The sequence below is a fragment of the Streptomyces sporangiiformans genome, from assembly GCF_005768555.2.
Classification (GTDB): Bacteria; Actinomycetota; Actinomycetes; order Streptomycetales; family Streptomycetaceae; genus Streptomyces; species Streptomyces sporangiiformans.
The window spans coordinates 1-18,600 of record NZ_VCHX02000148.1; the positions used below are offsets into that span (position 1 = coordinate 1).

General features: G+C 69.6%; 17 protein-coding genes and 1 pseudogene. 9 read left to right on the forward strand and 9 right to left on the reverse strand.

Annotation, left to right across the window (positions count from 1 at the left end; translation table 11 throughout):
- Positions 1–368: 368 nt before the first annotated feature.
- Positions 369–1,010 (reverse strand): DNA-3-methyladenine glycosylase, encoded by a 642-nt coding sequence (locus tag FGD71_RS22685; protein WP_119102343.1) that lies wholly within the window; start codon positions 1,008–1,010, stop codon positions 369–371.
- 155 nt (positions 1,011–1,165) lie between these two features.
- On the opposite strand from FGD71_RS22685, the gene FGD71_RS22690 reads away from it, so the two are divergent.
- The 3 genes from FGD71_RS22690 to FGD71_RS22700 all read left to right on the forward strand — a co-directional run bounded on the left by FGD71_RS22690 (position 1,166) and on the right by FGD71_RS22700 (position 3,229).
- Entirely contained in the window at positions 1,166–1,951 is a 786-nt protein-coding gene (locus FGD71_RS22690; RefSeq protein WP_119102344.1) for a sporulation protein, read from the forward strand.
- 77 nt (positions 1,952–2,028) lie between these two features.
- Positions 2,029–2,568 carry a YbhB/YbcL family Raf kinase inhibitor-like protein gene (locus tag FGD71_RS22695; RefSeq protein ID WP_119102345.1) on the forward strand — a complete coding sequence of 180 codons (540 nt, stop codon included), beginning with the start codon at positions 2,029–2,031 and terminating at the stop codon, positions 2,566–2,568.
- Positions 2,569–2,722: 154 nt separating this feature from the next.
- The gene (locus FGD71_RS22700) at positions 2,723–3,229 is read left to right on the forward strand and encodes an HNH endonuclease (protein WP_119102346.1); all 507 of its coding nucleotides are present in this window, start codon (positions 2,723–2,725) and stop codon (positions 3,227–3,229) included.
- A gap of 91 nt (positions 3,230–3,320) precedes the next feature.
- On the opposite strand, the gene FGD71_RS22705 is transcribed toward FGD71_RS22700, so the two are convergent.
- The 3 genes from FGD71_RS22705 to FGD71_RS22715 form a co-directional block, all read right to left on the reverse strand.
- A complete protein-coding gene (locus FGD71_RS22705) occupies positions 3,321–4,271 on the reverse strand; it encodes an SPFH domain-containing protein (RefSeq protein WP_119102347.1) in 951 nt (316 codons plus the stop codon).
- 131 nt (positions 4,272–4,402) lie between these two features.
- Positions 4,403–4,834 carry an NfeD family protein gene (locus tag FGD71_RS22710; protein WP_119102348.1) on the reverse strand — a complete coding sequence of 144 codons (432 nt, stop codon included), beginning with the start codon at positions 4,832–4,834 and terminating at the stop codon, positions 4,403–4,405.
- 81 nt (positions 4,835–4,915) lie between these two features.
- On the reverse strand, positions 4,916–5,707 hold the full coding sequence (locus FGD71_RS22715; RefSeq protein ID WP_119102349.1) for an ABC transporter ATP-binding protein: 792 nt from the start codon (positions 5,705–5,707) through the stop codon (positions 4,916–4,918).
- Between the two features lie 123 nt (positions 5,708–5,830).
- Between FGD71_RS22715 and FGD71_RS22720 the strand changes: the two genes are divergently transcribed.
- Positions 5,831–6,619 (forward strand): hypothetical protein, encoded by a 789-nt coding sequence (locus FGD71_RS22720; protein WP_119102350.1) that lies wholly within the window; start codon positions 5,831–5,833, stop codon positions 6,617–6,619.
- 167 nt (positions 6,620–6,786) lie between these two features.
- Here the strand turns inward: FGD71_RS22720 and FGD71_RS22730 are convergent.
- The 4 genes and pseudogenes from FGD71_RS22730 to FGD71_RS22745 form a co-directional block, all read right to left on the reverse strand.
- Positions 6,787–6,996 (reverse strand): annotated as a pseudogene (locus FGD71_RS22730) (chaplin); the annotation flags it as partial.
- Between the two features lie 199 nt (positions 6,997–7,195).
- Positions 7,196–7,441 (reverse strand): chaplin, encoded by a 246-nt coding sequence (locus tag FGD71_RS22735; protein WP_119102351.1) that lies wholly within the window; start codon positions 7,439–7,441, stop codon positions 7,196–7,198.
- Between the two features lie 170 nt (positions 7,442–7,611).
- Positions 7,612–8,253, reverse strand: a complete 642-nt coding sequence (locus tag FGD71_RS22740) for a response regulator (protein ID WP_119102352.1) — start codon at positions 8,251–8,253, stop codon at positions 7,612–7,614.
- Positions 8,246–9,391 (reverse strand): GAF domain-containing sensor histidine kinase, encoded by a 1,146-nt coding sequence (locus tag FGD71_RS22745; protein ID WP_119102353.1) that lies wholly within the window; start codon positions 9,389–9,391, stop codon positions 8,246–8,248. Before FGD71_RS22745 ends, FGD71_RS22740 begins: the two co-directional genes overlap by 8 nt.
- Positions 9,392–9,593: 202 nt before the next feature.
- On the opposite strand from FGD71_RS22745, the gene FGD71_RS22750 reads away from it, so the two are divergent.
- The 3 genes from FGD71_RS22750 (at position 9,594) to FGD71_RS22760 (ending at position 12,531) form a co-directional block, all read left to right on the forward strand.
- The gene (locus FGD71_RS22750; protein WP_119102354.1) at positions 9,594–10,292 is read left to right on the forward strand and encodes an SDR family NAD(P)-dependent oxidoreductase; all 699 of its coding nucleotides are present in this window, start codon (positions 9,594–9,596) and stop codon (positions 10,290–10,292) included.
- 37 nt (positions 10,293–10,329) lie between these two features.
- Positions 10,330–11,460 carry an S-adenosylmethionine:tRNA ribosyltransferase-isomerase gene (locus FGD71_RS22755; RefSeq protein ID WP_119102355.1) on the forward strand — a complete coding sequence of 377 codons (1,131 nt, stop codon included), beginning with the start codon at positions 10,330–10,332 and terminating at the stop codon, positions 11,458–11,460.
- Between the two features lie 303 nt (positions 11,461–11,763).
- Entirely contained in the window at positions 11,764–12,531 is a 768-nt protein-coding gene (locus FGD71_RS22760) for a transglycosylase SLT domain-containing protein (protein ID WP_119102356.1), read from the forward strand.
- An 84-nt stretch (positions 12,532–12,615) separates the two neighbouring features.
- On the opposite strand, the gene FGD71_RS22765 is transcribed toward FGD71_RS22760, so the two are convergent.
- The gene (locus FGD71_RS22765) at positions 12,616–15,162 is read right to left on the reverse strand and encodes an ABC transporter ATP-binding protein/permease (protein WP_119102357.1); all 2,547 of its coding nucleotides are present in this window, start codon (positions 15,160–15,162) and stop codon (positions 12,616–12,618) included.
- A 243-nt stretch (positions 15,163–15,405) separates the two neighbouring features.
- Between FGD71_RS22765 and FGD71_RS22770 the strand changes: the two genes are divergently transcribed.
- Positions 15,406–17,154, forward strand: coding sequence for a streptophobe family protein (locus FGD71_RS22770; RefSeq protein WP_119102358.1), 1,749 nt, complete (start codon positions 15,406–15,408; stop codon positions 17,152–17,154).
- Positions 17,155–17,251: 97 nt separating this feature from the next.
- Positions 17,252–18,457 (forward strand): phosphoserine phosphatase SerB, encoded by a 1,206-nt coding sequence (gene serB / locus FGD71_RS22775; RefSeq protein ID WP_119102359.1) that lies wholly within the window; start codon positions 17,252–17,254, stop codon positions 18,455–18,457.
- The last annotated feature ends 143 nt before the right edge of the window (positions 18,458–18,600 follow it).

Genomic DNA, 18,600 nt, shown 5'->3' on the forward strand with positions numbered 1-18,600 from the left:
TACTCACCCTCGCAGGCTTTCCTCCGGGCGCTTCCCTTCGGTCTTGCGTTTCCGACTCTATCAGACTCTTTCGCGTCCGATTTTCCGTCGGTGGCCATTCCCCGCGTCAGCGAGATATTGGCCTGTGGCACTGCTGTCTTTTGGCTCCAAGGTTTCCCTTGCGGCCTTCGACATTCACTACGTTAACCGATTCCCCCCGGCAGCTCATAATCGAGTTCCGCGAGTTCGAATTGCGGCACGCAGGCACGCTGAATTCGCCCTCGCTGAGAGGGAGTCGTAGGTAGTGGGTTGGCCGCTTCCGGCTGCAGGCTGAACGCCGTACCCGGGTCAAGCGGCTCGGGCTACATTACGGTTCGCCCGGGGAAGCGTCAAGTTCGGCGTCGACGGGGCGTATGGGCTCGGTAGGGGCTCACCGTCGGATCGTTGACGATCCAGAAGCGCCACGGGTGAACACCGCCGTCGCCGGACACACCAGTGCGTGGACCATTGCGCACCTGGTCAGGTCCTACGGGTGTGCCCGCGAGCATGGTGAACGGGGAGCCCTCGGGAGCGCAGGCGTCCGTGCCGTCGAGGGCTCGGTCCACGCCCAGGGCGGTCGCGAGCCGTGCGGGGCCTTTGGCCAGTTCCTTGTCCTGTTGGGCCGAGAGTCGCCGTTTGCGGGCGAACTCGGCTCCTTCGGTGATCTCTCCGGCGCGGAGCAGGACCGCGCTCGCACGGCCCTCCGGGCCGCACACCAGGTTCATGCAGTGCCACATGCCGTAGGTGAAGTAGACGTACACATGGCCGGGCGGACCGAACATCACGTCGTTGCGGGCCGTGCGCCCGCGATAGGCGTGGGAGCCGGGGTCGTTCTGTCCGTCGTACGCCTCGACCTCCGTGAGGCGGAGTTCGATCGGTCCTTCTTGAGTGGTGCGCACGAGGATGCGCCCAAGGAGGTCGGGGGCGACCTCCAGGACAGGGCGGTCGAAGAACTCCCGGGTGAGAGGCGTACGGTCAGGGGCCGCGATCATGCCGTACGAGCGTAGTGCAGACGTATGTCTGCCGGCTCGGTGGCCGGAGGGCGCGCGCCTTGCCAGGGTGAGGTGTGGAACCGGCCACGGCTGGTTCGCGTATGTATGGATCAAGGATCCGCACGAAGACAGGCGTCTGCCTGAGGAGGAAACACATGGGGTTCAAGCGGCTGCTTGCGAGCCTGGGTGCTGGTGGGGCTTCGGTCGAGACGGTACTGACCGAGGTGAATGTCGTCCCCGGCGGCGTCGTCCAGGGTGAGGTGCGGATCCAGGGCGGGTCCGTGAACCAGGAGATCGAGGGGCTTTCGGTCGGTCTCCAGGCCCGGGTGGAGGTCGAGGGGCACGACGGCCAGGAGGTCAGGCAGGACATCGAGTTCGCGAAGTCGCGGCTCGGCGGTGCCTTCGAGCTGCAGGCGAACGCCGTGCACGCAGTGCCGTTCGGGCTTGAGATCCCGTGGGAGACGCCGGTCACGACCATCGACGGTCAGCCGCTGCGCGGGATGAACATCGGTGTGACGACGGAGCTCGAGATCGCGCGTGCCGTGGACTCCGGTGATCTGGACCCGATCAGTGTGCATCCGCTGCCGGCACAGCAGGCGATCCTGAACGCCTTCATCCAGCTGGGCTTCCGGTTCAAGAACGCGGACATGGAGCGCGGTCACATCCGGGGTACGCGGCAGAAGCTGCCGTTCTACCAGGAGATCGAGTTCTTCCCGCCGCAGCAGTACCGCGGTCTCAACCAGGTCGAGTTGAGCTTCGTCGCCGACGAGCACGAGATGGACGTCGTCCTGGAGATGGACAAGAAGCCGGGTCTGTTCAGCGAGGGCAGTGACTCGTACCGGTCGTTCAAGGTGGGTCTGAACGACTTCCACGGGACCGACTGGGCGGCGTACCTCAACCAGTGGCTGTCCGAGGTCGGTAGCCGGCGCAACTGGTTCTAGGCTCGGGGACCAGGGCCTGATCCGCCGGACAGGCCCTGGAGATTCCACCGATCAGGAACCGATCAGGAGGTGCCGAGGTGACCGAGCCCAAGAGGCCACCGCTTCCCCACGACTTCCATCCCGCTGTGCCGTCGTTCACGGTCACGAGCGAGGACGTCGAGCCGGGCGCGGTGCTGAAGGACGCTCAGGTCCATGCGGCCGGGAACACTTCGCCGCAGCTGCGCTGGGAGGGCTTCCCGCCGGAGACCAAGAGCTTCGCCGTGACGTGCTTCGACCCGGACGCGCCCACGGGCAGCGGGTTCTGGCACTGGACCGTGTTCGACATTCCGGCCTCGGTGACCGAGCTGCCGACGGGCGCGGGCAGCGGCAAGTTCGAGGGGCTGCCGGAGGGAGCGGTTCAGGTCCGCAACGACTACGGGACGAAGGAGTTCGGCGGTGCCGCGCCGCCGCCCGGGGATCCGGCGCACCGGTACGTCTTCACGGTGTACGCGGTGGATCAGGAGAAGCTCGGTCCGGACTCGGACGCGTCGCCCGCTGTCGTGGGCTTCAATCTGCGCTTCCACACGCTGGCGAGGGCTCAGCTCATCGCGGAGTACGCGGCTCCGGCGGGCAGTTGAGCGTTCTGAGCGTTCACTGAGCGTTTGCCCGCCTCTGGTCTTGGAATTGATCAGGGGCGGGCATTTTTTATTGCGTTGTCCATCTCGGCGTGCCCGGCCAGAGTTGATCCAAGCCCGCCAGGGGGTGGGCCGGTGCACGGAGGAGGTGGGCTGGATGCGGGACACGCTGGTGCTGAACGCGAGCTTCGAGCCGCTGTCGACGGTGACGATGAACCGAGCCGTCGTTCTGGTGCTGCAGGACAAGGCTGTCGTCGAGCAGGCCCACCCCGAACTGCGTATGCGCGGAGCCGCGGTCGACATTCCGGTGCCCCGGGTGATCAGGCTGTGCCGCTATGTGAGGGTGCCCTTTCGAAGACAAGCTCCGTGGTCGAGGCGCGGTGTTCTCATACGTGACCGGCACAGGTGCGCGTACTGCGGGAGGCGGGCGACGACCGTGGACCACGTGGTGCCGCGGGCGCAGGGTGGTGCGGACTCCTGGCTGAACACGGTGGCGTCGTGCGCGGAGGACAATCACCGCAAGGCGGACCGGACTCCGGAGCAGGCAGGGATGCCGCTGCTGCGGCACCCGTTCGAGCCGACGCCTGCGGACGCGATGCTGCTGGCGCTGGCCCGGGACGAGTTCGAGGCGCTGCCGGAGTGGCTGGCGCAGCCGGCCGCATAGGCCGTACGTCCGCGTCGCGGAGGCACCGCTCTCCGTACAGACACATGAAAGGGCCCGCCTCCCCATCAGGGAGGCGGGCCCTTTCGCACGCTCAGTCGGTGACGGACGGCTTCTCGCGGCGCTCTGTGCCTCCGCCTCCGCTGCCCGAGCCGCCGCCCATCCCGCCCATCGGGCCGAAGTTGCCCATGGCACCGCTCAGCCCCTTGAGTGCGTCGCCGATTTCACTCGGCACGATCCAGAGCTTGTTGGCGTCGCCCTCGGCGATCTTCGGGAGCATCTGGAGGTACTGGTAGGCGAGCAGCTTCTGGTCCGCGTCACCGGCGTGGATGGACTCGAAGACGGTCCGGATGGCCTGGGCCTCGCCCTCGGCGCGCAGCGCGGCGGCCCTGGCCTCACCTTCGGCGCGCAGGATCGCTGACTGCTTCTCACCCTCGGCGGTCAGGATCTGGGACTGGCGGATACCTTCGGCGGTGAGGATCGCGGCGCGCTTGTCACGGTCGGCGCGCATCTGCTTCTCCATCGAGTCCTGGATGGAGGTGGGCGGCTCGATCGCCTTGAGCTCGACGCGATTGACGCGGATGCCCCACTTGCCGGTGGCCTCGTCGAGGACGCCGCGCAGCGCCGCGTTGATCTCCTCACGGGAGGTCAGGGTTCGCTCCAGGTCCATGCCACCGATGATGTTGCGGAGCGTGGTGACGGTGAGTTGCTCGATGGCCTGGATGTAGCTGGCGACTTCGTACGTCGCGGCGCGCGCGTCGGTCACCTGGTAGTAGATGACCGTGTCGATGTTCACGACCAGGTTGTCCTGGGTGATCACGGGTTGCGGTGGGAAGGGCACGACCTGTTCGCGGAGGTCGATGCGGTTGCGGATCGAGTCGATGAACGGGACCACGATGTTCAGGCCCGCGTTGAGTGTCCGCGTGTAGCGGCCGAAGCGCTCGACGATGGCGGCGCTGGCCTGTGGAATGACCTGGATGGTCTTGATCAGCGCGATGAAGACCAACACCACCAGAATGATCAGGACGATGATGATCGGTTCCATCGTTGCTCCCCGTACCCTTCTCCGCCTCGGCGTTCCGGAAGATCTTGTGACTGTTGAAGATCTTGCTGGACGAGTGTGTCAGACCACAACTCCCCGCGTATGACGTTCCGTCCACTGAACGCCGCGCGACCTCATAGGACGATCGCCGTGGCGCCTTCGATGTCCACGACGTCCACCTCTTGACCTACTTCGTAGGTCCGTGCGGTGTCGAGAGCGCGCGCGGACCAGACCTCACCGCCGAGCTTGATCCGGCCACCGGAACCGTCCACCCGCTCAAGGACCACGGCCTGTTTGCCTTTCAACGCCTCCACGCCCGTGGCGAGTTGGGGCATCTGTGAGCGGTGCCGGGCCGCGATGGGACGGACCACGGCGATGAGTGCGACCGAGACGGCGACGAAGACCACGACCTGCAGTACGACGCCGCCTCCGAGTCCCGCGGTCAGTGCGCCCGCGACAGCGCCGACGGCCAGCATTCCGAACTCCGGCATCGCGGTCATGACGAGCGGGATTCCGAGCCCGACCGCACCGATCAGCCACCACACCCATGCGTCGATGTCGTTCACATGGTCATGGTAGGACCGCGGGTCCTGTCGCCGACAGGGCGCCGATCAAGTTGGCACAGGTGTTCCGGGTGTTGTGAACTGTCAGGACAGCGGCAGGCCTTGGGCCGTCCAGCGGTCGCCGACCTGTTCGACGACGAGCGGCAGCCCGAAGCAGAGCGACAGGTTGCGCGAGGTGAGTTCGAGCTCCAGCGGTCCGGCGGCGAGCACCTTGCCCTGACGGATCATCAGGACGTGGGTGAAGCCGGGCGCGATCTCCTCGACGTGGTGCGTGACCATGATCATGGAGGGCGCGATCGGATCGCGGGCGAGGCGGCCGAGGCGGCGTACGAGGTCCTCGCGGCCACCGAGGTCGAGGCCCGCGGCGGGCTCGTCGAGGAGCAGGAGCTCCGGGTCGGTCATCAGGGCGCGGGCGATCAGGGTGCGCTTGCGCTCGCCCTCGGAGAGCGTGCCGAACCTGCGCTCCAGGTACTCGCTCATGCCGAGGCGGTCGAGGAAGGCGCGGGCGCGCTGCTCGTCGACGTCCTCGTAGTCCTCGTGCCAGCCGGCGGTCATGCCGTACGCGGCGGTCAGTACGGTCTGCAGGACCGTCTGGCGCTTGGGAAGCTTCTCCGCCATGGCGATGCCGGCCATGCCGATGCGCGGGCGAAGGTCGAAGACGTCGACCCTGCCGAGGGTGTCGCCGAGGATGGTGGCGGTGCCCTGGCTGGGGAAGACGTAGCTGGACGCGACATTCAGGAGGGTCGTTTTTCCGGCGCCGTTGGGGCCGAGGATGACCCAGCGCTCGCCCTCCTTGACCGACCAGGAGACCTGGTCCACCAGAGCCCGGCCCTCGCGGACCACGGATACGTCCTCCAGCTCCAGAACATCGCTCATGAGCGCGCTGTCTCCCAAATGCAGTCTCGGCCGTCGCCTGCGCCTTGTGGACGCAGCCCCCAGGGAAATCTACGCCACCGGTCGGCCGACCCATTCCATCGGTCCGGTCCTTAGGGTGGGGGCATGCTCTCGGAACCACGCTCAGGACGGCTGGCGGCATGGGGAAATGCCCTTTTGGCCGGGTTTGTTTCGCCGGACGACGCGGTCCTCGCCGTGGTCGGCGAGGACGCCGTGCACCGGGTCGAGGGGCTGCCCGGCGAGACGGGGCCCGTCGGGCTCACGCTCGCGCTCGGGCGGTTGCGCGCACTCGGCGTGACGGGTCTGCGAGTGGCGCTGCCCGCGCCGGGGCATCCGCTGGGCCTGAGCGGGCCGCCCGAGTTCAACGCTCGCGCCCTGGACGCGGAGGAAGCCGTCGTCTGCCACGGCGGCGCGCTGGGTCTGGTGCCGGAGGTCTCCGAGGCCGGTCCCGAGGGCGACGTACACGTGGAGGTCGTCTGGCACTGTCTGGAGGTGCGTGAGGCGCCGCCCGCCGATGTGCCCTCGCTCGGTGAGGCCGAGCGGGAGCTCGCGGAGGCGCTGCGCGACGCCACCGGTGTGCTGTCGCGGCTCGACGTGGCCGGTTCGGGTCCGGTCGCCGAGGCGGCGATCGACGCGTACCGGGCGCGGGCCGAACAGGGCGGCGAGGTGCTGGCTCCCGGCTATCCGCAACGTGCGGTACGGGTCCTGGAGCTGGCGCAGCGCGTTGGGCTGCTCATCTCGGTGGCGTACGAGAACGGCCACGGCGGAGCCGTGAGCGCCTCGGAGATGGCCGCGCGCTCCGAAGCCCTGCGCCCGGTCGAACGCACGGCCAGGCGAGCACAGGTGGCCGCGTACAACGCGTTCGTGGAGGAGCGGGAGCGGGGCGCGCGCTGAGATCCGGTCTGCGCAACGGGAAGGCCCCGCGGACCGGAATGGTCCGCGGGGCCGGTGGCCGGTGAGGCCGGTGGCCGTGAGGCCTCAGCCGTTCGTGACAGAAGCGCCGGACACCGGGTTCAGGAGTCCGACCACGTTGGCGGTGTTGCCGCTGACGGCAACGGGGNCGGGTTCAGGAGTCCGACCACGTTGGCGGTGTTGCCGCTGACGGCAACGGGGACGTCGACGGGAGCCTGGACCACGTTGCCCGAGAGGACCCCCGGAGACCCCTCGGCCGCGCCGTTGGCGCCCGAGTCGGCGACGGCCGTACCGGCGGAGGCACCCGCGGCGAGTCCGGCGACAGTGAGGGCCATGGCGGCCTTCTTGGCGATGTTCATAAGAAGCATTCCTCCTGCGTTTGCGTATCCGACCCGGCCGCGGGTCGTACCCTGAGCAACGCACGGAATGCCTGGACGGCACGGGAAGCCGTGCCCGTTTTGCCCGTTCGGGCCAATGTCCCGACGAGTCGACAACCGGACCGGCCGGCCCCCCAAGGCGTCCTGGGAGGCCGGTGGTCGCCGCTGATCCGGGCGTACGTCAGCCGTTGAAGCCCTGGTTGCCGAACGTCGGGTTCAGGGCGCCGATCACGTTCACGGTGTTGCCGACCACGTTCACCGGTACGTGGACCGGGGCCTGGATGAGGTTGCCCGAGGCGACGCCGGGCGAGCCCACGGCCTGGCCGCTCGCGTGCGCGCCGTCGGTGGCGGAGGCGAAACCGGCACCGGCGACCACCAGGCCACCGGCCACCATCGTGACGGCAGCGGCCTTCTTCAGGTTCTTCACTTCTGAGCTCCTCCTTGCGATCGCTGCGGCAAGGCGCCGCAGCACGCACTGGAGAACGGCGCGCATCCGCGATGGATGCGCCAACTGGGGGACATTCCCACGACGGTATGAATCTCGGCCCGGAAGGGAACCATTCGTGGTGCCGTCGCGGTACAAGTGCGCTCCCGCGGTCAGCCGGTCACACCATGGCGTACGGCCCACAGTGCGGCCTGGGTCCGGTCGGCGAGGTCGAGCTTCATCAGGATGTTCGAGACATGCGTCTTGACGGTCTTCTCGGAGAGGACGAGGGCGCGGGCGATCTCGCGGTTGGACCTGCCGTCGGCGATCAGACCGAGCACCTCCCGCTCCCGTTCGGTGAGCGAACCGCCCCTCCCCTGGCCGAGGTTGGCCTCCTCCTGGGACAGCAGCGCGTCGGCGACCTCGGGCTGCAGCAGGATGTGTCCCGCGTGCACGGAGCGGATGGCTCCCGCGAGCGCGTCGGGGTCCACGTCCTTGTAGACGTATCCGGCGGCGCCGGCGCGCAGGGCCGGGACCACCGTGCGCTGCTCGGTGAAGCTCGTGACGATGAGCACGCGCGCGGAGTTGTCGAGTTCGCGCAGCTTGCGCAGCGCCTCGACGCCGTCCATGCCCGGCATCTTGACGTCCATGAGGACGACGTCGGGCTTCAACTCCTGGGCGCGGGCGACGCCTTCGGCACCGTCGGACGCCTCTCCCACGACCTCGATGTCGTCCTGTATCTCCAAGAAGGTGCGCAGACCGCGACGGACCACTTGGTGGTCGTCGACGAGCAGCACCTTGATCGTGTCAGCCACCAGGGACCTCCATCTCGATGGTGGTGCCCTTCCCGGGCGCCGATTCCACGGTCAGCCGGCCGCCGACACCGCTCGCCCTGTCACGCATCGACACCAGCCCCAGGTGACGTCCCGCGCGGCGTATCGCCTGGGGCTCGAAGCCGCCGCCGTCGTCGGTGACACGCAGGACCGCTCCTGGGCCGCGCCTGTCGAGGGTGACGTCGACGCGGGCCGCTCCGGAGTGCCGCAGCGCGTTGTGCAGGGCCTCCTGGGCGACGCGGAGCAGGGCCTCCTCCTGGGCCGCGGGCAGTGCGCGTACGCCTCGGCCGGTGAAGGTCACGCGGGCGGAGTGGGCGCGGTCGAGGACCTGTATCTGGGTGCGCAACGTGGCCACCAGGCCGTCCTCGTCGAGGGCCGCGGGGCGCAGCTCGACGACGGCGGCGCGCAGTTCGTCGGCGGCCTCCGCGGCGAGTGCGGCCACCTGCTGGAGCTCGCCCTTGGCGCGGCCCGGGTCGCGGTCGACCAGGGCGGCCGCGGCCTGGGCGGTGAGCCGCAGGGAGAACAGCTTCTGGCTGACGGCGTCGTGGAGCTCATGGGCGAGCCGGGAGCGTTCCTCGACGATCGTGAGCTCCCGGCTGCGCTCGTACAGGCGGGCGTTGGTCAGGGCGATCGCGGCGTGCTGGGCGAGGATCGTCAGGAGTTCCTCGTCGTCCTCGGTGAAGCCGCAGGTGCCTTCCGGCTTGGGGCATTTCTTGTTGGCCAGGAAGAGTGCGCCGATGGTCTCGTCGCCGTCACGGATGGGCAGGCCCAGGAAGTCGGACATGTCGGGGTGGGCGCTCGGCCAGCCCTCGAAGCGGGGGTCCTTGCGCACATCGGCGAGGCGCTCGGGCCGGTCCTCGTGCAGCATCGCGGCCAGGATGCCGTGCTGGCGCGGCAGCGGGCCGATGGCCTTCCACTGGGCGTCGCTGACGCCGTCGACGACGAACTGGGCGAAGCCGCCGTGGTCGTCGGGGACTCCGAGCGCCGCGTACTCGGCGTCGAGCAGCTCGCGGGCCGAGGCGACGATCGTCTTGAGGACGTCGCGCACCTCGAGGTGTCTGCTCATGGCCAGCAGTGCGGAACTCACCGCGGCCAGGCCCGACGGGGGTCCTTGGCTCATGACCTCACGGTACCGGCGGGGGGTGACAGCGCGTATCGGACCTGTGGCGGCCCTCGCCTGGGCCGGTGGGCCTAGGACGAAGGGCCCCACCGTTTTGCGGCCCGCGGACGAGGCGTCGTGGCGAGCCGTGTCCCTACGTTGAGATCACTGCCGATCGCGGCAGCCACGCCCGAGGGACGTGAGGGACGAGGGGACGGATGTCATGCCGGTAGCGATCATCACGGGGGCTTCGAAGGGGCTGGGGCGGGCGCTCGCCGAGGCCCTCGCGGGGCGCGGCTGGGATCTGGTGCTCGACGCCAGAACGGCGGAGGTTCTTCAGGAGACGGCCGCTGCCCTCGGCAAGCACGGTACTCGGGTGGAGGCGCTGGACGGGGACGTCTCGGACGCGACGCACCGTGCCGCGCTGGTGGCGGCGGCACGCAGGCTCGGCGGCGTCGATCTGCTGGTGAACAACGCGAGCGCGCTCGGCGCCGAACCGCTCGTCCGTCTGGAGGACCTGACGCTGGACGGGCTGAGGCGGGCCCTGGAGGTCAACGTGGTCGCGGCGCTCGGGCTCATCCAGGAGGCGCTGCCGCTGCTGCGGGAGTCGGCGGCGGGCACGGTGATCGACATCAGCTCGGACGCGGCCGCCGAGGCGTACGAGACCTGGGGCGGCTACGGCGCGTCGAAGGCGGCGCTCGACCATGTGTCGGCGGTCCTCGGCGAGGAGGAGCCCGGGCTGCGGGTCTGGGCGGTCGACCCGGGCGACATGGGCACGGATCTGTACGCGGCGGCCGTACCGGACGACGACGATCCACGGCCGGCTCCCGCGAGCGTCGTGCCGGCCTTCCTGCGCCTGCTCGACGAGCGCCCGGTGAGCGGCCGCTATGCGGCACCGGCACTCCTGGAGGCGGCGCGATGAGCGCTCGCTCTGGAGCGCCGACGCCGCTGGAGGGGCGATGACGACCGCCGTGAGGGTCCCGGAGGAGCTGTCGGCGCGGGTGCCGGCCGAGCAGCGAGGGGCCGGGCTCGACCGCGACGCGGTGCGGCTGCTGGTCTCGCGCGGTACGGAGGTGTCGCATCACGCGTTCGCGGACCTGCCGGGGCTGCTGACGGCCGGGGACCTGCTGATCGTGAACACGTCGCCGACGCTGGCCGCGGCCGTGGACGGCCGGATCGGGCACGCGCGCGTGGTGGTCCATTTCTCGACCCTGGGCGATGACGGACGGTGGGCCGTCGAGCTGCGGGACCCCGACGGAACGGGCACCACGCGCGCGCGTGCGGGCGGGCCCGCGGGTGCTGAGGTGCGCCTTCCCGGGGACGTACGACTGGTCCTGGAGGAGCCCCTCACCACGCGGAGCCTCCGGCTGTGGTGGGGGCGGGTGTCGGAACCGGATGTCCTGGGACTGCTGCGGCGGCACGGCAGGCCCATTCGTTACTCGTATACGGAGAGGGACCAGCCGCTGTCCGTGTACCAGACGGTGTTCGCGCTGCCGTCCACCGACGGTGCGGGCAGCGCGGAGATGCCGAGCGCCGCGCGGCCCTTCACGTCTCGTCTGGTGGCGGAGCTGGTGAGCCGGGGGGTGCAGTTCGCGCCGGTCAGGCTGCACACCGGGGTCGCGTCCACCGAGGCGCACGAGCTGCCGTATCCGGAGCGCTTCGCGGTGCCGGAGGCGTCTGCGCGGCTGATCAATGCGGCGAAGGCAAATCAAACAAGGCGCGCAGCGCTTCCTTGGAAGGGTGGTGGCGGGCGACGGGAGGGCGGCAAGGTCATCGCGGTGGGGACGACCGCCGTGCGGGCCGTCGAGTCGGCGACCGGTGCCGATGGCGTCGTGCACGCACGTCAGGGCTGGACCGATCTCGTGGTGACCCCGGAGCGCGGTGTGCGGGTCGTCGACGGCCTGCTGACGGGGCTGCACGAGCCGGAGGCGTCGCATCTGCTGATGCTGGAGGCGGTCGCGGGACCGGCGGTGCTCGGCCGGAGCTATGACGAGGCTCTGCGCGGCCGCTACCTGTGGCACGAGTTCGGCGACGTGCACCTCATCCTGCCCGCCGAGACCTCTCACGTAATGCATTGCTCCAGCAACTAGGCGTGAGACCTCCACCCCCTCGATGTGAGCCCGGGCATAGGACCCACATCACGTACGAAGGCCGCTAGGAGACAAGAGGGCTCCCAGTGAGCGGGGAAGACGTGCCAGTCTGCCCCGTTTTGCCCTTCCTGCGTCCACTACCTCGGGTCGTACGTCACACCTTTGCCACAGGATTTTGCGGCCGCTAAGAATGGCTCCCGTCGCTCGGTGCTGCGGTTTCTCCCGCGGCGTTTGTGCCGGAACCCCCCAAGTCCGCATCCGGCTCGAGAGCGGCCTCCGCGCTATTCGAAGAGGTCCTTCAGCATGCCCCTGAACATCGACGTTTTTCGCCGCATACGCCCCAGCTTCACCAAGAACCACAAGCACAAGATCGGTGTGGCCGGTGTCGCCTCGGTCGGTGCCGCCGCCCTGGCCTTCTCCCTCGCACCGGGCAGCTCCGAGGCGAGCGCCGAGTCCGCCCCCGCCTCTCCCGTCTCTTCGGTGGCCTTCGGCTCCGAGCAGGTCAAGGACGTGAAGGCCGGCATCAACGGTCAGCTGGCCGCCGCCAACGTGCAGGCCAAGATCGACGCGGCGAAGAAGAAGGCAGCCGACGAGGCCGCCGCCAAGAAGAAGGCCACCGAAGCCGCGGCGGCGAAGAAGAAGGCCGCCGAGGCCGCCGCCAAGCAGAAGGCCGAGCAGGCGCGCAAGGCGAAGGAGGCCGCGAGCCGGGCCGCCCAGCGCGCCCAGGTCAAGCCGGTCCCGAAGAAGTACGCCAACAACCTCGACGGCTGGATCCGCGAGTCGCTCGACATCATGAAGAAGCGGGGCATACCGGGGTCGTACGACGGCATCAAGCGCAACATCTTGCGTGAGTCCTCCGGCAACCCGAACGCCATCAACAACTGGGACATCAACGCCATCAACGGCGTGCCGTCGAAGGGCCTGCTGCAGGTCATCCCGCCGACCTTCTCCACTTACCACGTACCTGGCACGTCCTGGAACATCTACGACCCGGTCGCCAACATCACCGCCGCCTGCAACTACGCGGCCGACCGGTACGGCTCCATGGACAACGTCAACAGCGCGTACTGAGACCCGCGCGGACCTCTGGGTCTCAGTACGAACGCCGAAGGGCGGCACCCGACGGGGTACCGCCCTTCGGTACTTGCTGTACCGCTACTTCCGCATGACCTCGGGCTCGTGGCGCCGCAGGAAGCGGGCCACGAAGAAACCGCAGATGACGCCGAGGACGATCAGCGCGGCCATGTCCATGCCCCAGGCCGAGGCCTCGTGGTCCCACAACGGGTCCGTGCTGCCCGGGTCGTCCGTGTTCGGGCTGATCTTGTTGAAGTCCAGCGTGGTACCGGCGGCGGCGACCGCCCAGCGCGACGGCATCAGGTACGAGAACTCGTTGACGCCGACCGTGCCGTGCAGGATGAACAGGCAGCCGGTGAACACGACTTGGATGATCGCGAACATGACCAGCAGCGGCATCGTCTTCTCGGCGGTCTTCACCAGCGAGGAGATGACCAGGCCGAACATCATCGAGGTGAAGCCCAGCGCCATGATCGGGATGGAGAGTTCGAGCATGACGGCGGTCTTGCCGGTGCCGAAGATCAAGCCCTCGTCGGGGATCGTCCTGCTGGAGAAGCCGATCGCGCCGACCATGGCACCCTGCAGCACCGTGACCACGCCCAGGACGATCACCTTGGACATCAGGTACGCGGAACGTGACAGGCCGGTCGCCCGCTCCCGTTCGTAGATCACCCGTTCCTTGATCAGCTCACGGACGGAGTTCGCGGCGCCGGCGAAGCACGCACCGACCGCGAGAATGAGCAGGACCGTGGTGGCCGTGCCGTTCGGGACGGGGATGCCGGTCTTCGGGTTCGCCGGGTTCACCAGCAGGGTCTTGTCCGCGTCGATGAGCAGGCTCACCGCGCCGAGCACCGCCGGCAGGATCACCGTCAGCGCCAGGAAGCCCTTGTCGGACGCGATCACCGACACATAGCGGCGCACCAGGGTGATCAGCTGCGAGCCCCAGCCCTGTGGCTTCGGTGGACGCATCGCCTGGACGGGCGGCATCTGCGTCGATTGCGGGGCGACCGCGTCGATGTCCGCGGCGTACATCTGGTAGTGCTGCGAGCCCTTCCAGCGGCCCGCCCAGTCGTAGTCGCGGTAGTTCTCGAAGGCGGAGAAGACATCGGCCCATGTGTCGTAGCCGAAGAAGTTCAGCGCCTCCTCGGGCGGGCCGAAGTAGGCGACGGAACCGCCGGGCGCCATCACGAGGAGCTTGTCGCAGATCGCCAGTTCGGCCACGGAGTGCGTGACGACGAGGACCGTACGACCGTCGTCGGCGAGGCCGCGCAGCAGCTGCATGACATCGCGGTCCATGCCCGGGTCGAGACCGGAGGTCGGCTCGTCCAGGAAGATCAGCGAGGGCTTGGTCAGCAGCTCCAGGGCGACGGACACGCGCTTGCGCTGGCCACCGGAGAGAGAAGTGACCTTCTTCTCCTTGTGGATGTCCAGCTTGAGCTCGCGCAGCACCTCATCGATCCGGGCCTCGCGCTCCTGCCCCGTGGTGTCCGCGGGAAAGCGCAGCTTGGCGGCGTACTTGAGCGCCTTCTTGACGGTCAGCTCCTTGTGCAGGATGTCGTCCTGCGGGACCAGACCGATGCGCTGGCGCAGCTCGGCGAACTGCTTGTAGAGGTTCCGGTTGTCGTACAGGACGTCGCCCTGGTTGGCGGGGCGGTAGCCCGTGAGCGCCTTCAGGAGCGTCGACTTGCCGGAGCCGGACGGGCCGATGACCGCGATGAGCGACTTCTCCGGAACGCCGAAGGAGACGTCCTTGAGGATCTGCTTGCCGCCGTCGACCGTCACCGTCAGATGGCGGGCCGAGAAGGAGACTTCACCGGTGTCGACGAACTCCTCGAGGCGGTCGCCGACCAGGCGGAACGTCGAGTGACCGACACCGACGATGTCCGTCGGGCCGAGCAGCGCGGAGCCGCCCTTGGCGATCGGCATACCGTTGACGTACGTGCCGTTGTGCGAGCCGAGGTCACGGATCTCGTAGCGGCCGTCGGGCGCCGCGTGGAACTCGGCGTGGTGACGCGAGACCTGCAGGTCGGAGACGACCAGCTCGTTCTCCAGGGCACGGCCGATGCGCATCACGCGGCCGAGTGCCATCTGGTGGAACGTGGTCGGACTGCGGTCACCGTAGACCGGCGGCGCCCCCGCGCCACCACCGGGCACCTTCTGCGCGTACGAATCGGCCGCGCCCTGCTGCTGCGGAACCTGCGCCTGTTGCGGCTGCTGCCAGCCCTGCTGCGGGTTGGCCTGCTGCGGCGGCGCCGGCTGGGCCCAGCCGGCCGCTCCCGCGCCCTGCGCGGCGTACGGCTGCTGCTGGGGCTGTGCCTGCGGTGCCGCGGCCGCGGCGGCGCCCGAGAAGCTCAGGCGCGGGCCGTCGGTCGCGTTGCCGAGGTGCACGGCCGAGCCCGGGCCGATCTCCACCTGATGGATCCGCTGGCCCTGCACAAAGGTGCCGTTGGTGCTGCCATGGTCCTCGACCACCCAACTGCGGCCGCCCCAGCTGATCGTGGCGTGACGCCAGGAGACCCTGGCGTCGTCGAGCACGATGTCCCCCTGCGGATCACGTCCGAGGGTGTATGGCCTGGACGCATCGAGCGTCCAGGTCCGTCCATTGAATTCCAGTACGAGTTCCGGCACTCCATGCCCCACTGAGTTGTCCCCCGAGTTACCCCCATCACAGGGAGTCTAGGGATGTCGAACATCGTGGGGAACTATTTCAGTAGGAGCCCTCTGACCGAAAGTCGGGCCTCGGGACGCCTGAGTACGGGCGTCTTGTCCGTTTCCGTTGACGGGGTTGAAACCGGCCCGGAGAGTGGTAATCCCACGCGAGGGGGACATCCGCGGTGGAGACGCCGCGGCGCGCATCCGGGGGGGCTGAGGATGAGCTACGAGACCGCAAGGGGCGGCAGGCGCCTGCCGGTTGGCGAGGTGCTGCTGTCCTCGATCGCCGCCGTGAGCTGGGCATTGATCGGCATGGCGGGCGTGGCGGCGCTGGGGCTGCATCTGCTCGAAGCGGACGCGGCGGGCTCGCTCGGGTCGATGACGGCGGCGGTTGTGGCGCTCGGGGCGGGTGGTTCGGTGACACCGTCCGGCGATGTGTCGGCTTTCGGCCTCGAGGGGGCGCAGGCCGACACCGCCCTCCAGATCACGCCACTGGGCGTGAGCCTGGTGGGTGCGCTCCTGCTCTCCTGGTTCTTCCTGCGTTCCTTGCGCGGAGCGGGAGTTGTGATCCCGCCCGGCGAACTCCTCGCGCGCGCGGGCACGGTGGTGGTGCTCTTCGTCGCGATGCTGGGCGGGCTCGCCTGGGCGGGGCGCGATGTCATCACGATCGACGGCGGTTCGCTCGGGCTCGACGAACTGCCGGGCGGTGGGCTGCCGGACGGCATCGAGGTACCCCGACTCGGTGACGTCGGCGGGCTGCTGCCCGACCGGGTCGGAGACCTCGCGGACGTGAACGCGAAGGTCGGCTTCACGGTCGACACCGCACCGACGCTGCTCGGTGGCCTGGGATGGGTGCTCGGCGTTCTGCTGATCGCCCTGCTTGCCTCGCGCCGGACGCCGCTGCCGCGCGGCTGGGCGGGGGTGCACCGGGTGGTGCGGCCGGCGGCCTCCGCGCTGGTCACGGTGTTGCTGGTGGCCGTCGTGGCAGGGCTCGCGGCAGCGGCGTACGCGGCGATCGGCGACGACCATCCGAAACGGATCGCGGGCGCCGCGCTGCTCGGGGCGCCCAACGGGGTGTGGCTGGGTATCCCGATCGGGCTCTTCGTGCCATGGGACGGCAAGGCCACGGGCGAGCTCGCCCAGCTTCTGCCCGACCCCCTGGACGAACTGCTGCGTGTTTCCTCCGACCAGCCGGTCACGCTGGGGCGGTTGGCCGAACTGGACGGCCGGGTCTGGCTGTTGGGGGTCGCGGCAGCGCTGATGATGCTGTACGCGGGCGTACTGACCGCGGCGCGTACGCCCTTCGTACGCGATCAAGGCGCCGCAGGCTTCGCCGGGCGCTGCGCGCTGCGGCTGGGCGTCGTCACGGCGCTCACGCTGCCGCTGCTCTGCTGGCTGACGGAGGTGTCCGTGAGCGCCTCACTGTCCGTCCTGGGCGTCGACGCGTTCGGCGCCGGCATCGAACTCCACGGGCAGCTGGGCATGGCGCTCCTGCTCGGCGCCCTTTGGGGTGCCGGTGCGGGGGCGGCCGGGGCCCTGCTCGCGCGTGCCTGCGGGGCCGCCGGACGCCGCGCGGCGCCGCAGGCATGGGGTGCCACGGACGGCCCGGGCGCACCGACCGCGGAGCCGTCGGCGGAGACCTCCGAACAGCCGGGGCCCTACAGCCCCGCCGCCCCGTACCGACCGGCGAACCCCGACACGAACCCGTACCTGCGGCTCCCCGACGATCTGCGGGGGTCCCGGGACGAGCGGCGCCGCCCCGGTGTGCGGCCGCCAGGCGCACGGCCCTCCGGCGACGGGCGGCCACCCGACGTGTACGGCACCCCCACCGTGGCCGGCCCCCTCCCACCGCCCTCGGCCCCGCGGCCCCGGCCGAGGCCAGCTCCCTCCCAGGACGGGCCCCCTCCCCCACCGGACGAACGACCGCCCCCGCCACCCCATCCTGGGAGGCCTCGGGGAAGGCGGTGAGCCAGGTGCGGGGCAGTTCCCGGCCCTGCCCGTTCGCTGTCCGTCAGGCGGACCACAGGGGCGGAAGGCACTCGGTGCCGGATACGGTGGGAACACCATGAGTGCTTCGCAGACCTCAGACGTTCCCACTCTCCTTGTCAAGATCTTCGGCAAGGACCGCCCCGGCATCACGGCCGGGCTCTTCGACACCCTCGCCACCTACTCGGTCGACGTGGTCGACATCGAGCAGGTCGTCACCCGTGGCCGGATCGTGCTGTGCGCGCTCGTGACGCAGCCGCCGAGCGGTGTCGAAGGCGAGTTGCGGGCCACGGTGCACAGCTGGGCGGACACCGTGAAGCTGCAGGCCGAGATCATCTCCGGCCGCGGCGACAACCGGCCGCGCGGCCATGGGCGGTCGCTCGTCACCGTGCTCGGACACCCGCTCACGGCGAAGTCGACGGCCGCGATCGCCGCCCGGATCACCGCGACCGGCGGCAACATCGACCGTATCTTCCGGCTGGCCAAGTACCCGGTGACGGCGGTCGAGTTCGCCGTGTCCGGTACGGAGACCGAGGACCTGCGGACCGCCCTGGCGACCGAGTCCGCGGCGCTCGGCGTCGACGTCGCCGTCGTCGCGGCCGGGCTGCACCGCCGTGCCCAGCGCCTGATCGTGATGGACGTGGACTCGACGCTCATCCAGGACGAGGTGATCGAGCTCTTCGCGGGCCACGCCGGCTGCGAGGACCAGGTCGCCGAGGTGACGGCGGCCGCGATGCGGGGCGAGCTCGACTTCGAACAGTCGCTGCACGCGCGCGTGGCGCTCCTCGAGGGGCTCGACGCCTCCGTGGTGGACAAGGTGCGCAGCGAGGTGCGGCTGACGCCGGGCGCGCGCACGCTGATCCGTACGCTGAAACGGCTCGGCTACCAAGTCGGCGTCGTCTCGGGTGGGTTCACGCAGGTGACGGACGATCTCAAGGAGCGGCTCGGGCTCGACTTCGCCCAGGCCAACACGCTGGAGATCGTCGACGGGAAGCTGACCGGCAAGGTCACCGGTGAGATCGTGGACCGGGCGGGCAAGGCGCGGCTGCTGCGCCGGTTCGCCACCGAGGCGGGCGTACCGCTCGCCCAGACGGTGGCGATCGGGGACGGCGCGAACGACCTCGACATGCTGAACGCGGCCGGTCTCGGCATCGCCTTCAACGCCAAGCCGGTCGTACGCGAGGCCGCGCACACCGCGGTGAACTTCCCCTTCCTGGACACGGTCCTGTATCTGCTGGGCGTCACCCGCGAAGAGGTCGAGGCGGCGGACATGCACCTGGACTGAGGGCCTGCCGGAAGCAGGCGGGATCGATGCCCCGCCCCTGGCAGCATCCTCAGAAGTCGTCGGCAGCCCCGTCAGAAAGCGGGCCCGGCACCTCGCGGTGCCGGGCCCGTCCACGTAGGGGTGAGGTCACTCGGTCGGCGCCC

Coding starts and splice junctions, on each gene's coding strand:
- FGD71_RS22685 (WP_119102343.1), bottom strand. CDS start 1,010: ATGATCGCGGCCCCTGACCGTACGCCTCTCACCCGGGAGTTCTTCGAC.
- FGD71_RS22720 (WP_119102350.1), top strand. CDS start 5,831: ATGCTCTCGGAACCACGCTCAGGACGGCTGGCGGCATGGGGAAATGCC.
- FGD71_RS22705 (WP_119102347.1), bottom strand. CDS start 4,271: ATGGAACCGATCATCATCGTCCTGATCATTCTGGTGGTGTTGGTCTTC.
- FGD71_RS22770 (WP_119102358.1), top strand. CDS start 15,406: ATGAGCTACGAGACCGCAAGGGGCGGCAGGCGCCTGCCGGTTGGCGAG.
- FGD71_RS22715 (WP_119102349.1), bottom strand. CDS start 5,707: ATGAGCGATGTTCTGGAGCTGGAGGACGTATCCGTGGTCCGCGAGGGC.
- FGD71_RS22700 (WP_119102346.1), top strand. CDS start 2,723: ATGCGGGACACGCTGGTGCTGAACGCGAGCTTCGAGCCGCTGTCGACG.
- serB (WP_119102359.1), top strand. CDS start 17,252: ATGAGTGCTTCGCAGACCTCAGACGTTCCCACTCTCCTTGTCAAGATC.
- FGD71_RS22745 (WP_119102353.1), bottom strand. CDS start 9,391: ATGAGCCAAGGACCCCCGTCGGGCCTGGCCGCGGTGAGTTCCGCACTG.
- FGD71_RS22755 (WP_119102355.1), top strand. CDS start 10,330: ATGACGACCGCCGTGAGGGTCCCGGAGGAGCTGTCGGCGCGGGTGCCG.
- FGD71_RS22690 (WP_119102344.1), top strand. CDS start 1,166: ATGGGGTTCAAGCGGCTGCTTGCGAGCCTGGGTGCTGGTGGGGCTTCG.
- FGD71_RS22760 (WP_119102356.1), top strand. CDS start 11,764: ATGCCCCTGAACATCGACGTTTTTCGCCGCATACGCCCCAGCTTCACC.
- FGD71_RS22750 (WP_119102354.1), top strand. CDS start 9,594: ATGCCGGTAGCGATCATCACGGGGGCTTCGAAGGGGCTGGGGCGGGCG.